A 12,768-nucleotide genomic window follows, 5' to 3' on the forward strand; every position below is an offset into this window, starting at 1 on the left:
CCGCCCGATGAGGATCCTCCTGCTGGTCTCAGCCTTCAACGGTCTCACCCAGCGGGTCTGGTGTTCCCTGAGGGAACAGGGGCATGACGTCGGAGTCGAGCTTGCCCCGACGTTCGAGTCCGCCGCCGCCATGACGCGGGCCGTCGAGCGTGCGGACCCCGACCTGATCCTGTGCCCGTTCCTCAAGCACCGCGTGCCGGACACGATCTACGACCGCTGGCCGACGGTCATCGTGCACCCCGGCCCTGTGGGCGACCGCGGGCCCTCGTCGCTCGATCACGCGATCCGCGACGGCCGCGACCGCTGGGGCGTCACCGCGCTGTCCGCCGTCGAGGAGCTGGACGCCGGCCCGGTCTGGGCCACTGCAGTCTTCGACATGCCGGACCAGCCGATCTCGAAGAGCGCGCTCTACAACAGCCGCGTCGCGGATGCCGCGATGGCCTGTATCGGTGAGGTCGTCCGCAAGGTGGCCGACGGCGAGCGGCCGATCCCCGCGGAGGCCTGCCTGCGGATCGTTCCGGTCGACGGTGAGCTGCCGCTGCTGCGCCGTGAGGACTTCCGCATCGACTGGAGCCGTCCCGCGAACGAGCTCGAGCGCCTCGTCGCGGCGGCCGACGGCGCGCCCGGTGCCCCCGCGACCATCAACGGCCGGTCGGTCTGCGTGTTCGACGCCGTCGCCTCGCCCGAGCACACCGGTGCCGCCCCCGGCACCGTCGTGGGCCGCAACCTCGACGCGGTGGCGATCGCCTGCGGCGTCGGCACGCTCTGGGTCGGCTACGCCGCCGAGCTCAGCGGCCGCCGTGGCGCGAAGCTTCCAGCCGCCCAGGTGATCGACACGAGCGGCGCACCGTTCCGCCGTGTCCCGGACGCCCTGGCGGAGTCCACGTACGTGCGGGACGGCGCGGTCGGGTACCTGACGTTCCGCTCGTACAGCGGCGCGATGTACACGGAGCAGTGCCGCCGCCTGACGAGCGCTGTCGAGAAGGCTCTCACCGAGGACACCCGGGTGCTGGTCATCAAGGGCACCGAGCACGCGTTCTCCAACGGGATTCACCTCGGCACCGTCGACGCGTCGCCGGACCCGGCGGCCGAGGCGTGGGACAACATCTGCGCCATCGACGAGCTCTGCCTCGCCATCGCGACCGCCGAGCAGCTCACCGTCGCCGCGTTCACCGCGAACGCCGGCGCGGGCGGCGTCATGGCCGGCCTGTGCGCCGACGTGACCCTCGCCCGTGAGGGCGTCGTCCTCAACCCGTACTACGACATGGGGATCCACGGCTCCGAGCTGCACTCCTGGAGCGTCCCGGCCCGCGTGGGCGAGCACCGCGCGTCGTTGCTCCTGAACCGCAAGCTGCCGATCTCGGTCGCCGAGGCGGCCCGCATCGGGCTGATCAGCGCCGTCGGGCCGCGTGAGTGGGGCGAGTTCAACACCTGGCTGTCCTCCGCCGCCCAGGGGTACGAGGAGCCCGCCACGCTCGGCTGGATGCTCGCCGCGCGCGCGGAGCGCCGGGCGACGGACAAGCCGCTGTCGTACTACCAGACCATCGAGCTCGCCGAGATGGCGCGCGACTTCTTCGACGACCGGAACGCCTTCTCGGTGCACCGCCGGGCCTTCCTGCGCAAGACCGCGGCGGACGCCACCCCGGAAAAGCTGCGCTTCTCGACGGCCCGCGTATGAGCCGCCGACGCGCGTGATGCGGCGCGAGCGCGCATGATCGACGACAGGCGATGACAGGTGATGACAGGTAGCTCGGACTGCCGGTCACCTGACCTGTGAGGGATCATGGGGTGGGGTGCAAGACACGTGGCGCCCGCCACATGACCAGGGTGGAGGCGTCGCAACTCTGCGACAAACACCTGGTGGTGTCAGGCGAGCGGAAGGAACTGGGCATGAAGATCAAGCAGACGGACCGGTCCGGTGCAGCTGTACGGCCCCTGGCCCGTGCGGGCGTGGTGGCCCTCGGCCTCGGGATGACGGCGGCGCTCGCGCTGTCGGGATGCGCCCAGTCCGACGTCGGCGGGTCCGAGGCGGGCGACTCGAACGCCTCCGCGTCCCAGGCACCGGAGGAGAGCGACATGACCAGCCCCAGCCCCAGCCCGACGGACGGCGAAGGCGGCCAGGACGGCGAGCTGCCCCAGGCCGCCGACATGGAGCTCGTGGCCGGGAACTCCGGGCGCGGTCTGCCGCCGGGCCTGGAGGGGAGCACCGACTCGCCGGTCGGCGTCGCGTGGGCACCGGAGGAGGGTCTGCTGTACGTGGTGACCAACGGGTCCAGCTCCTGCCCCTTGTTCGCGAAGCCGGAGGCGACCCTCGGTTCGGGCGGCAAGTCCGCGAAGGTCGGCGCCGCGGACGGTGTGCTCACGGTGCAGTTCATGCCGGCGAGCGACGGCATCTGCACCATGGACTTCGTGCCGACGACCACTGTGGTCGAGGTGCCGGCGGAGGTCGACACCGGTGATCCCGTACCGGTGGTCCTGGGTGACAAGGGCGACGTCGAGCTCCTGCCCCGTCCCGCGGAGGGCGAGCCCGGACCGGTGGCCTGGCTCGACTCGTGAGGGTCGCGTGTCGGTTCGCCAACAGGTAAGAAATCTAACCAGCACAACCGATAGGTTGTCCGGGTGATTCGCCCCGCCCGCCGTCGTCAGCCTGCGGCCGTCGTCGCCACGCTGCTCACCTCTGTTCTCCTGCTCGCCGCCTGCGGTGCACCGCCCAAGGTGCAGACGGCACTGGAAGACGTGGGCAAGTCGGACGGCTCGGCGACGGTGGGCGCGCCGAAGGGTTTCGAGGACTACTACGGCCAGTCGCTGGAGTGGACCGACTGCGGTGAGGGCTTCCAGTGCGCGACGGCGTCCGCGCCGCTCTCCTGGCACGATGCCGACGCCGGCAGCATCGAGATCGCGCTCAAGCGCATCCCCGCCTCGGGGCAGAAGGTGGGTTCGCTGCTGGTCAACCCGGGCGGGCCGGGCGGGTCGGGCGTGGACTTCGTGGGTGACCCCGCCCGCTTCGGGCCGTCGCTGCGCTCGTCGTTCGACATCGTGGGCTTCGACCCCCGCGGGGTCGGCAGGTCGACACCGGTGAAGTGCTACGACGACGCGGGCAAGGACGGGTTCCTGAGCACCGACTACCCGTACACGGAACAGGGCCTGGCTGCCAGGCAGGACGCCGTCCGGGACTGGGGCAAGGCCTGCGCCGAGAACACGGGCCCGCTCCTCGGGAACGTGGACACGCAGTCCGCCGCACGCGACATGGACATGCTCCGGGGCGCGCTCGGCGACGACAAGCTCAACTTCCTCGGCTTCTCCTACGGCACCCAGCTCGGTGCCACCTACGCGGGCCTGTTCCCGAAGCGGACCGGGCGCCTGGTGCTCGACGGGGCCCTCGACACGACGCTGGCCTCCGACGAGGTGGCCCTGCAGCAGGCGGAGGGCTTCGAGAGTGCCCTGCGCGCGTACGTGACGGACTGCCAGACCAGCAGCGACTGCCCGCTCACCGGCGACGTCACCAGCGGCCTGCAGCAGATCCAGGCGATCGTCGAGGACGCGGAGCCCAACCCGATCCCGACGTCCTCCGGCCGTGACGTGACCAAGAAGCTCGCGTTCTACGGCGTGGCAGTGACGATGTACGACGAGGGCTCCTGGTCGTTCCTCACCCAGGCGCTGCAGGAGGTCCTCTGGGAGGGCAAGGGCGACGATCTGCTGTACCTGGCTGACGTCTACAACGACCGCAACGAGGACGGCACGTTCAAGTCCAACAGCGAGGAGGCGTTCCGCGCGATCAACTGCGCCGACTCCCGCGCCGAGGAGAACATGGCGACCATGCAGCAGATCGCCGCCGACATCGAGGCTGCGGCGCCCACGCTCGGCGAGTCGTTCGGGTACTCGGGCATCGAGTGCACCGACTGGCCGTACCCGGCGGCGGAGCAGGAGTTCGACCCGGCCGCGAAGGGCGCGCCACCGATCGTCGTCATCGGTACCACCAACGACCCCGCCACCCCGTACCGGTGGGCCGAGTCGCTCGCGAAGACGCTGTCGTCGGGCACGCTCGTCACCTACGAGGGCGAGGGCCACACGGCGTACGGGCGGTCGAACACGTGCATCAGCACGGCTGTGGAGGACTACCTGGTGGAGGGCACAGTCCCCGAGGACGGCCTCACCTGCTGACCGTCCGAGGCTCGAATCCGGCGGGTTGAGGACGTCACACCGTTTCACTTTGAAACCTGGGCCATCCATTGGGTACAGTGAGGCCCGCTCACCCTTCCGGTTCTGCTCGGATCGTGGTGCGTGCGCCGCCTTAGCTCAGTCGGTAGAGCATCTCACTCGTAATGAGAAGGTCGTGAGTTCGATTCTCACAGGCGGCTCAGTGTGCAGAAAGCTCGGAACCTCAACGGTTCCGGGCTTCTTTGTTGTCCGACGCCGGAGGCGGCGCCACCCGGCTTGATCAGCCCGCGAACGCTTCCGGGCCGAACCGTCCCCAGGCCACGAAGCCGATCAGGACCAGGTAGGTCAGGTCCACCAGTGCGAGCCGGTACTCGCGCCGGCTGATGCGGGTGGCCGCCGCGCCCACCATGATCACCGCCAGGCCCAGGGCGGCCAGCGGCACCAGCTCGGGGGCGATGCCGAGCGCGGCGGGCAGGACCAGACCGAGCCCGCCAAGGACCTCCAGGACACCGATCATCTTGACGGCGCCCGGGCTGAAGTCCTCGACCCACTCGGCCGCGGGTCCGGATGCTGCGATCTTCTGCTTGCTCATGATGACCTTGAGCCCGCCGCCGCCCACGTAGGCGACGGCGAGCAGTCCGGCAACTATCCACAGGGCGATGTTCATGCGGTTCTCCTTGGAGTGGGCGCCGTCTGCCCCGTCGACGACACCGCGGCCCCGCGTGTGACAACACCGTCGGCTACCCCTGTGGCGCCGGGATCGGCTCCTCGGCGGCGCGGCTCACGGCCTCCCATTCCTTCCAGGTCCGGCGCCGTTCCTCGGTGACCTCGAACGCGATGTCGTACGCGGTGCCGCCGAGGAGCAGCCGGCGCGGCGGACGAGGGCTGGCGACCAGCTCGAGGATCGCCTCGGCGGCCCGCCGTGGGTCGCTGTCGACGCTGTTCTCGGCGAACTGCGCGGCCAGGCGGTCGCGCAGCCCGTCGTACTCGGGCAGCGGCGTCGCGGTGTCCATGGCGGTGTAGAGATCGGTCCAGTAGCCGCCCGGCTGGACGATCGTCACGTCGACGCCGAACTCGGCGAGCTCGTGCGCCACCGCCTCGCTCAGGCCCTCCAGCGCGAACTTGCTCGCGCTGTACAGGCCGGTGCCCGCGAAGCCTGCGAGGCCGCCGATGCTGGAGATCTGGATGAGGTGACCGGAGCGCTGGCGGCGCAGTACCGGCGCCACGGCCTGGGTCACCCAGACGGCGCCGAAGAAGTTGGTCTCCAGCTGCGCTCCGACCTGCGCCTCTGTGAACTCCTCGACGAATCCGTACGACATGGTCCCGGCATTGTTGATGACCACGTCGAGGCGTCCGAAGGTATCGACGGCCCGCCGGACCGCGTCGCCCACCGACGCGGGGTCGCGGACGTCGGCGACGATCTGGAGCAGGCCGTCGCGGTCGTCGTCCTCCCGGATCGTGCGAGAGACAGCGGCGACCTGATCGCCTGCGGCCAGTGCCGCCTCGGTGAAGGCGCGGCCCAGACCGCGGCTGGCTCCGGTGATGAACCAGGTGCGGCGCTGAGGGGTGCTGATCGGTTCGGTCATGGTGCTTCCTCCACAGTTTGTCGAGACGGAACGTCTCGACAAGAACGATGGCAGGCCTCTCTCGCATTTGTCAATACGCAACGTCTCGTCTCTGCATGCGATACGGTGCCCGGATGCCCACCGCACAGCAGCCGTCCACCGGGCGGCGCCGCAACCCCGCCACCCGCGCGGCGATCCTCGCCACGGCCTTCGACGTCGTGGCCGAGCTCGGGTACGCGCGGTTGACCATCGAGAAGGTGGCCGCCCAGGCGGGTGTCGGCAAGCAGACGATCTACCGGTGGTGGCCGAACAAGGGCGCCCTGGTGCTGGACGCCGTCCTGGAGCGCTCGCTCGGCCCGGGGGAGCCGGGCGACCTGCCCGACAGCGGTGACCTCGAGGACGACCTGACCGCAGTGCTGGTCGCCACCGTCGAGGAGTTCGCCGACCCTGCGTTCGACCGTGCCCTGCGGGGCCTCACCGCGGCCGTCATCGAGGACCCGGAGCTGAGCCAGGCCTACCGCGAGCGGCTGGACGAGCCGATGCGCGACCTCAAGCGGCGTCGGCTCCGCCGGGCGCAGGAGGCGGGCCAGCTCGCCGCCGACGTCGACCTGGACCTCGCGGTGGACCTGATCTTCGCGCCGGTCACGCGGCGCTGGACGGAGCGGTCCGGCGACCTCTCACCGGACGGCGTGCGAGCGATCGTCCGGGGCGTGCTGCGCGGGCTGGCAGGTTCCGCCTAGCGGTCCTGCGGTGCGGGCCGACGTCGTCGCGCGGCCCCGGTGCTCCGGAGGGCCAGGAGCAGGGCCCAGCCGAGCGCGGCGCCCACGGCGTAGAAGGGCAGGTCCGGCGCGTTGAAGGTGGTGCCGAGCACCAGCCGGGCGAGCGCGCTCTGCGCGCCGAGCTCCGCGGGGACGCCCGTGAGCTGGAAGAGCTCGACCGCCACGCTCACCGCGAACGCCACGACCGCGGCGACCCAGGCTCGCGTACGGGGTGCCACGACGAGCACGAGCCAGAAGATCAGCAGTGCGTAGAGCGCGTCGCCCGCGTACTTCGCGAGGTCGCCACCGAGCACGGACCGCACGGACAGGCCGGCTGCCACGGTCGACACCGCCGCGGCAGCGGGTACCAGGCGATGCTGGAGCCGGTCCCTGGGCTGGTCCCGCGCCGTCGTCCCGTCGTCCGGTGCGCCACTCATGTGCGCAGTCTGCCGTAGCCGCCGGAGCGCACGGGCACAGCACGGACGAAGCGTGGACCGCAGGTGTCGCAGGTACCCTCTGTGCCATGGCATGGACCCGCCCCCGACGGCGCAAACCCGTCACCTACCTGCTCGGAGAGCCGGTCGAGGAGTACCCCGCGACAGCCCCTGAGGTGGACCGCGGCCGCGTGCTGCGCATCACCGAGATCGGTGAGCCGGTGCTGCACGACCCGGCCCGGACGGTCGCGACGTTCTCGACCCCGGAGCTCGCCCGGCTCGTCGACGACCTGTTCGCCACCATGGAGTCGGCGCAGGGTGTCGGCCTGGCGGCCCCGCAGGTGGGTGTCGATCTCCGGGTGTTCGTGTACGACCTGACGGACTCGTCGGGCGACCGTCACGTGGGGCACGTCGTGAACCCCGTGCTCGAGATGGACACCGAGGCGGAGCGCGAGACCGAGGAGGAGGGCTGCCTCTCCGTGCCGGGCGCCTACGAGCCGCTGGTACGCCCCGGCCGGGCGACCGTGCGCGGCGTGGACCAGCACGGGGGGCCGGTGCAGCTGACGGGCAGCGGGTACCTGGCACGCTGCTTCATCCACGAGTCGCAGCACCTCGACGGCATCCTCTACTGGGACCACCTGGATGCGGACCTGCAGGCGGACGCGCTGGAGCAGCGCGACGAGGAGCGCCCGCACATCATCGCGGAGCGCCGCGAGATCGCCATCGAGCTGGACAAGACCCCGCCGGAGTACCCGGAGAAGCCGGCCGGCGGCCGCTGACGCCTACAGCGAGGCGACCCAGGCGGCGACGGCGTCCGCCACCGCCTCCTGCCGGGCGGCGCCGCGCATGTCGTGCGCCCCGGACAGCGTCACCGTCGTGACGGGTCCGGGGATCGCGGCGACGTGCTCCGCGAGCTCGTCAGGGGTGCCGAAGGCGTCCTTGTCGCCGGACACGAACAGCGTGGGGACCGTGATCTGCCCGAAGTGCTCCACGCGGAGCTTCTCCGGCCGTCCCGGCGGGTGCAGCGGGTAGCTGAGGAGGACCAGGCCCGCGGCGGGCAGGCCCTCGGCGACGGCCATCGAGCACATCCGGCCGCCGTACGATCTTCCGCCGAGGAGCAGCCGGTCCGTCGGGACGGCGAGCTCGTCGGCCCACGCGGCGGCTTCCGCCCGCAGGTGCGCGACGGCGACGGGCGCACGGTCCGGCATCCGCCGGCCCTCGAGGCGGTACGGGAAGTCGGCACGTCGCACCGGCAGCGCCGGTTCGGCGGCGGCCAGCGCGTGCTCGACGGCGACGAGCGCCGGGCTCTCCCGGTTCGCGCCCGCGCCAGGGGTCAGCAAGAGGCCTGCGGGAGTGCTCACGCACCCAGTCTGCACCGGGTGCGGCGTGCGAGCCCGGGCGCGGGACGTCGGACGATCGAGGTCCGCCCCGGCCGCCCCGCTCCGTCAGGTCAGGTCAGGTCAGGCGACGCCAGAGCATCAGCACGCCGCCCGCGGTGAGCACCGCGCCGCTGCCGAGCACCGCCACCCAGCCGAGGGGGGAGATGATCTCGTCCTCCCGCATGGCGACGGCCTGGGTCCGGGGCCCTTGGTGGTCGTAAAGGCCCTGCAGGGCGTCCGTGTCGGCCGGCGTGGGGGTCGGCGAAGGGCTCGGTGAGCTCGAGACGGACGGCGACGGCGTGGCGCTGGGCGTGGGTGTCGGGGTCGGCGTGGGGGTCGGGGTGGGCGTCGAGGAGGGCGTCGGTGTCGGCTCCTCCGTCTCCGGGGCTGCCGGCCGCGCGGGCTCCGGCGTCGGCCGCTGTCCCTGTCCCTGTGCCGGCTGCTCGGCCTGGGTAGGCGTGGGAGTCGGCGTGGGCGTCTCGGTGGCGGGCGGCTGGTCGTCGCCGCGGCACGCCGTGCGGCTCTTCGACTCGTGCCAGTTGCTCGCGTCCTCGACCTCTACCCACACCACGCAGTAGCCGTCCGGGTAGTTGTACCGGGCCTCCCAGAACATCGCCCAGCCGTTGTTCCGCTCGTCCCGGGTGAGATCGCGGGAGTAGGCCTGGCCGCCGTTGCGCTGACCGAGGGGCCGGACCACGTAGGCGAGCTCGTCGCTCTCGCCGTCCCGCCCGAAGGCGACGCCGTCGGCGTTGACCCAGATGTCGTCGCGATAGCTCTCGGCGGCCGCTGCGCGCTGTTCGACGACGTCCGTGCCCACCAGGGTCAGCACTGTCAGCAGGAGCAGGATCAGCAGGGCCGGGCGTCGGGCCGCGGCGGCACGCGCCCTCGGCCGCGGCGTCGCGTCGGAGGCGGTGGCACGGATCACAGCGGTGATCGTACCGCCGTGCGGCGCGCCGCTGGGGGTGAGTTCCGGGTCAGAACCGCGGACCGTCCTCGCCGTGGAGGAGGTTGCGGATGGGGCGCGTGACCACATCCACGCGATCCACCAGGTCAGACGGCCCGGTCACGACTACCGCGCGGTCCGCCGCAGGGGAGTAGACGGCGGTCACATTGCGTACGGTGACGCGCATGCAGCGCTTGACCGTGCCGTCCACCCGGAACTGACGGGTCTCGCACGGCACGTCGTCGACCTCGGCGACTATCGCCCGCATCGCGCTGCGGTAGTCCTGGTAGGACTCGGCCAGCTCCGTGACGTCGGTGATCTCCGGCGGCGCGGCCGGGTCGACGTCGGCGTGCAGCGGCGCGACGAGTGCTCCGCTGCAGGCGGCGCGGACGATGTCCTCGATCTGCGCCGGGGTCGCCGGGACGCGGAGGGTCTCCACCTCGACGGTCTCGCCGGAGAACGTGCGATAGGAGCGCAGGAAGCGCTCCTCGGTGGGGTCCGTGCTGTTGGAGATGCCCGTGACCTCCTCCTCGACCAGGTCGAGTCCCCAGGTCAGCGGGTCGTCCACCTCGCCGACGACGCCGGAGAACCGTGCGAAGCGCGCGACGATCTGCTCCCAGGACTCGGGGGTCGGGCTCGGTTCGTCCGCCATGTGGCCTCCCCGGGACGGGTACGGGTCTGACACCGAGACTGCCGGGTACGGGGGAAGGCGTCAATTACCTCCGTGGGAATCAGCTCGGAAACAGCCGGGACTCGCCGTCGAGAGCCTGCGCCCGGGCGTGTCGCCCCGCACCGGTGTGTCCGAGGCCGTTCGAGGGCCGGACATCGTCACGCCCCTGGCGAACATGGGCATCGATCGGCCCATGGGCGCGTTGTGAGCGCATAGAGTCGTTGCGGTCAGGCCTGGTACCGCCGGTGCAGGTGTACGCCGCTCGTGAGGGAGCAGCACATGTTCGAGAGATTTACGGATCGCGCCCGTCGCGTCGTCGTCCTCGCCCAAGAAGAGGCGCGGATGCTGAACCACAACTACATCGGCACGGAGCACATTCTGCTCGGCCTCATCCACGAGGGTGAGGGCGTAGCCGCCAAGGCGCTCGAGTCGCTCGGGATCTCGCTCGACGGCGTCCGCACCCAGGTCACCGAGATCATCGGTGAGGGTCAGCAGGCGCCGAGCGGGCACATCCCGTTCACGCCGCGTGCCAAGAAGGTGCTTGAGCTGTCGCTCCGCGAGGCGCTGCAGCTCGGCCACAACTACATCGGCACCGAGCACATCCTGCTGGGTCTCATCCGCGAGGGTGAGGGCGTCGCAGCACAGGTGCTCACCAAGATGGGTGCCGACCTGAACAAGGTGCGCCAGCAGGTCATCCAGCTGCTGAGCGGCTACCAGGGTAAGGAGCCCGTCTCCGCGGGCGGTCCCCAGGAGGGCCAGCCCGCGGGCTCGGCAGTGCTCGACCAGTTCGGCCGCAACCTCACCCAGGCCGCGCGCGAGGGCAAGCTGGACCCGGTCATCGGTCGTACGCAGGAGATCGAGCGGGTCATGCAGGTTCTGTCCCGCCGCACCAAGAACAACCCGGTGCTGATCGGCGAGCCCGGCGTCGGCAAGACGGCGGTCGTCGAGGGCCTCGCGCAGGACATCGTCAAGGGCGATGTCCCGGAGACGCTCAAGGACAAGCAGCTGTACACGCTGGACCTCGGCGCGCTGGTCGCCGGTTCGCGTTACCGCGGTGACTTCGAGGAGCGCCTCAAGAAGGTGCTCAAGGAGATCCGCACGCGTGGCGACATCATCCTGTTCATCGACGAGATCCACACCCTGGTGGGTGCGGGTGCCGCCGAGGGCGCGATCGACGCCGCCTCCATCCTGAAGCCGATGCTGGCTCGCGGTGAGCTGCAGACCATCGGTGCCACCACGCTCGACGAGTACCGCAAGTACGTCGAGAAGGACCCGGCCCTGGAGCGTCGTTTCCAGCCGATCCAGGTGTCCGAGCCGTCGCTCGAGCACGCCATCGAGATCCTCAAGGGTCTGCGCGACCGCTACGAGGCGCACCACCGCGTGTCCATCACGGACTCCGCGCTGGTCTCCGCGGCCACGCTCGCCGACCGGTACATCAACGACCGGTTCCTTCCGGACAAGGCGATCGACCTGATCGACGAGGCCGGCGCACGGCTCCGCATCCGTCGCATGACGGCGCCGCCGGAGCTGAAGGAGCTCGACGAGAACATCTCCGAGGCGCGCCGCGAGAAGGAGTCGGCGATCGACGAGCAGGACTTCGAGAAGGCCGCCGGCCTGCGTGACAAGGAGAAGCAGCTCACGCAGCTCCGCGCGGACAAGGAGAAGGCCTGGAAGTCGGGTGACCTCGACACGGTCGCAGAGGTCGACGACGAGCTGATCGCCGAGGTGCTGGCGATGTCCACCGGCATCCCGGTCGTCAAGCTCACCGAGGAGGAGTCCAGCCGCCTGCTCCACATGGAGGACGAGCTGCACAAGCGGGTCGTCGGCCAGGAGACCGCCATCAAGGCGCTGTCGCAGGCCATCCGCCGTACGCGGGCCGGCCTCAAGGACCCGAAGCGCCCCGGTGGCTCGTTCATCTTCGCCGGCCCCACGGGTGTCGGTAAGACCGAGCTCGCCAAGGCGCTCGCGGAGTTCCTGTTCGGTGACGAGGACGCGCTCATCCAGCTCGACATGTCCGAGTTCTCGGAGAAGCACACGGTCTCGCGGCTGTTCGGCTCCCCGCCCGGATACGTCGGCTACGACGAGGGTGGCCAGCTCACCGAGAAGGTGCGTCGCAAGCCGTTCTCCGTGGTCCTGTTCGACGAGGTGGAGAAGGCGCACGCCGACATCTTCAACTCGCTGCTGCAGGTGCTCGAGGACGGCCGCCTCACCGACTCGCAGGGTCGAGTGGTCGACTTCAAGAACACGGTGATCATCATGACCACCAACCTCGGCACGCGGGACATCGCCAAGGGCGTCCAGACCGGCTTCAACTCCGGCGGCGACCTGGTGACCTCCTACGAGCGGATGAAGGCGAAGGTCAACGAGGAGCTCAAGCAGCACTTCCGGCCGGAGTTCCTCAACCGTGTCGACGACACGGTCGTGTTCCCGCAGCTCTCGCAGGACGAGATCATCCAGATCGTCGACCTCGAGATCGCGAAGCTCGACCGCCGTATGCGCGACCGGGACATGGGCCTCGAGCTCACGACCGCCGCCAAGCACCTGCTGGCCGAGAAGGGCTACGACCCGGTCCTCGGTGCCCGTCCGCTCAAGCGGGCGATCCAGCGGGAGATCGAGGACTCGCTGTCCGAGAAGATCCTGTTCGGCGAGCTCACCGCAGGCCAGCTGGTGATCATCGACGGCGTCGGCGAGGGCATCCTCGGCGAGTTCACGTTCCGGGGTGTGGAGCGCGACGAGCGTCGTCGTCCGACCACCGCAGAGCCGCAGTCGGTGCCCGCGGGCGCCGGGCTGGTGCCGCGCGACCTGCCGCCGTCGGGCCAGATGGCGGCCGGCGGGGCGTGATCGCCCGGTAGTTCTCCGGA

The 12,768-nt window shown here is 70.7% G+C and carries 12 protein-coding genes and 1 tRNA gene; 7 read left to right on the forward strand and 6 right to left on the reverse strand.

The annotated features are described in order from the left end of the window. Positions 1 to 7 precede the first annotated feature (7 nt). The 4 genes from ACQEVI_RS13575 to ACQEVI_RS13590 all read left to right on the forward strand — a co-directional run bounded on the left by ACQEVI_RS13575 (position 8) and on the right by ACQEVI_RS13590 (position 4,358). Positions 8 to 1,678: an enoyl-CoA hydratase-related protein gene (locus ACQEVI_RS13575; protein ID WP_432899531.1), complete on the forward strand. Its 1,671-nt coding sequence runs from the start codon at positions 8 to 10 to the stop codon at positions 1,676 to 1,678. A 212-nt stretch (positions 1,679 to 1,890) separates the two neighbouring features. After that, complete coding sequence (locus tag ACQEVI_RS13580) at positions 1,891 to 2,556, forward strand: hypothetical protein (protein ID WP_432899533.1); 666 nt, start codon at positions 1,891 to 1,893, stop codon at positions 2,554 to 2,556. 63 nt (positions 2,557 to 2,619) lie between these two features. After that, positions 2,620 to 4,161 carry an alpha/beta hydrolase gene (locus ACQEVI_RS13585; RefSeq protein WP_432899536.1) on the forward strand — a complete coding sequence of 514 codons (1,542 nt, stop codon included), beginning with the start codon at positions 2,620 to 2,622 and terminating at the stop codon, positions 4,159 to 4,161. A 124-nt stretch (positions 4,162 to 4,285) separates the two neighbouring features. Continuing rightward, positions 4,286 to 4,358: transfer RNA gene (locus tag ACQEVI_RS13590), tRNA-Thr, on the forward strand. A gap of 80 nt (positions 4,359 to 4,438) precedes the next feature. Here the strand turns inward: ACQEVI_RS13590 and ACQEVI_RS13595 are convergent. Continuing rightward, positions 4,439 to 4,825 (reverse strand): DoxX family protein, encoded by a 387-nt coding sequence (locus tag ACQEVI_RS13595; protein ID WP_432899539.1) that lies wholly within the window; start codon positions 4,823 to 4,825, stop codon positions 4,439 to 4,441. Between the two features lie 73 nt (positions 4,826 to 4,898). Next, a complete protein-coding gene (locus ACQEVI_RS13600; protein WP_432899542.1) occupies positions 4,899 to 5,744 on the reverse strand; it encodes an SDR family NAD(P)-dependent oxidoreductase in 846 nt (281 codons plus the stop codon). Between the two features lie 113 nt (positions 5,745 to 5,857). Between ACQEVI_RS13600 and ACQEVI_RS13605 the strand changes: the two genes are divergently transcribed. After that, complete coding sequence (locus ACQEVI_RS13605) at positions 5,858 to 6,463, forward strand: TetR/AcrR family transcriptional regulator (RefSeq protein ID WP_432899545.1); 606 nt, start codon at positions 5,858 to 5,860, stop codon at positions 6,461 to 6,463. On the opposite strand, the gene ACQEVI_RS13610 is transcribed toward ACQEVI_RS13605, so the two are convergent. Further along, positions 6,460 to 6,918, reverse strand: coding sequence for a DUF2809 domain-containing protein (locus ACQEVI_RS13610; RefSeq protein WP_432899548.1), 459 nt, complete (start codon positions 6,916 to 6,918; stop codon positions 6,460 to 6,462). The genes ACQEVI_RS13605 and ACQEVI_RS13610 overlap by 4 nt on opposite strands. A gap of 86 nt (positions 6,919 to 7,004) precedes the next feature. On the opposite strand from ACQEVI_RS13610, the gene def reads away from it, so the two are divergent. Beyond that, positions 7,005 to 7,694, forward strand: coding sequence for a peptide deformylase (def, locus tag ACQEVI_RS13615; RefSeq protein WP_432899551.1), 690 nt, complete (start codon positions 7,005 to 7,007; stop codon positions 7,692 to 7,694). Between the two features lie 3 nt (positions 7,695 to 7,697). Here the strand turns inward: def and ACQEVI_RS13620 are convergent, their stop codons facing one another. The 3 genes from ACQEVI_RS13620 to ACQEVI_RS13630 all read right to left on the reverse strand — a co-directional run bounded on the left by ACQEVI_RS13620 (position 7,698) and on the right by ACQEVI_RS13630 (position 9,889). After that, a complete protein-coding gene (locus ACQEVI_RS13620) occupies positions 7,698 to 8,276 on the reverse strand; it encodes an alpha/beta hydrolase family protein (RefSeq protein WP_432899554.1) in 579 nt (192 codons plus the stop codon). Positions 8,277 to 8,370: 94 nt separating this feature from the next. Next, positions 8,371 to 9,219, reverse strand: a complete 849-nt coding sequence (locus ACQEVI_RS13625; protein ID WP_432899557.1) for a hypothetical protein — start codon at positions 9,217 to 9,219, stop codon at positions 8,371 to 8,373. A gap of 49 nt (positions 9,220 to 9,268) precedes the next feature. Next, entirely contained in the window at positions 9,269 to 9,889 is a 621-nt protein-coding gene (locus tag ACQEVI_RS13630; RefSeq protein ID WP_432899560.1) for a hypothetical protein, read from the reverse strand. A gap of 297 nt (positions 9,890 to 10,186) precedes the next feature. Here ACQEVI_RS13630 and ACQEVI_RS13635 point away from each other — a divergent pair, with 297 nt between their 5' ends. Continuing rightward, a complete protein-coding gene (locus ACQEVI_RS13635) occupies positions 10,187 to 12,748 on the forward strand; it encodes an ATP-dependent Clp protease ATP-binding subunit (protein WP_432899563.1) in 2,562 nt (853 codons plus the stop codon). Positions 12,749 to 12,768 lie beyond the last annotated feature (20 nt).

The sequence above is a fragment of the Promicromonospora sp. CA-289599 genome, assembly GCF_050936155.1.
GTDB lineage: Bacteria > Actinomycetota > Actinomycetes > Actinomycetales > Cellulomonadaceae > Promicromonospora.

Excerpts from the sequence above, each read along its gene's own strand:
- ACQEVI_RS13600 (WP_432899542.1), bottom strand. The coding sequence starts at position 5,744 with ATGACCGAACCGATCAGCACCCCTCAGCGCCGCACCTGGTTCATCACC.
- ACQEVI_RS13635 (WP_432899563.1), top strand. The coding sequence starts at position 10,187 with ATGTTCGAGAGATTTACGGATCGCGCCCGTCGCGTCGTCGTCCTCGCC.
- ACQEVI_RS13575 (WP_432899531.1), top strand. The coding sequence starts at position 8 with ATGAGGATCCTCCTGCTGGTCTCAGCCTTCAACGGTCTCACCCAGCGG.
- ACQEVI_RS13595 (WP_432899539.1), bottom strand. The coding sequence starts at position 4,825 with ATGAACATCGCCCTGTGGATAGTTGCCGGACTGCTCGCCGTCGCCTAC.
- ACQEVI_RS13610 (WP_432899548.1), bottom strand. The coding sequence starts at position 6,918 with ATGAGTGGCGCACCGGACGACGGGACGACGGCGCGGGACCAGCCCAGG.
- ACQEVI_RS13630 (WP_432899560.1), bottom strand. The coding sequence starts at position 9,889 with ATGGCGGACGAACCGAGCCCGACCCCCGAGTCCTGGGAGCAGATCGTC.
- ACQEVI_RS13580 (WP_432899533.1), top strand. The coding sequence starts at position 1,891 with ATGAAGATCAAGCAGACGGACCGGTCCGGTGCAGCTGTACGGCCCCTG.
- def (WP_432899551.1), top strand. The coding sequence starts at position 7,005 with ATGGCATGGACCCGCCCCCGACGGCGCAAACCCGTCACCTACCTGCTC.
- ACQEVI_RS13605 (WP_432899545.1), top strand. The coding sequence starts at position 5,858 with ATGCCCACCGCACAGCAGCCGTCCACCGGGCGGCGCCGCAACCCCGCC.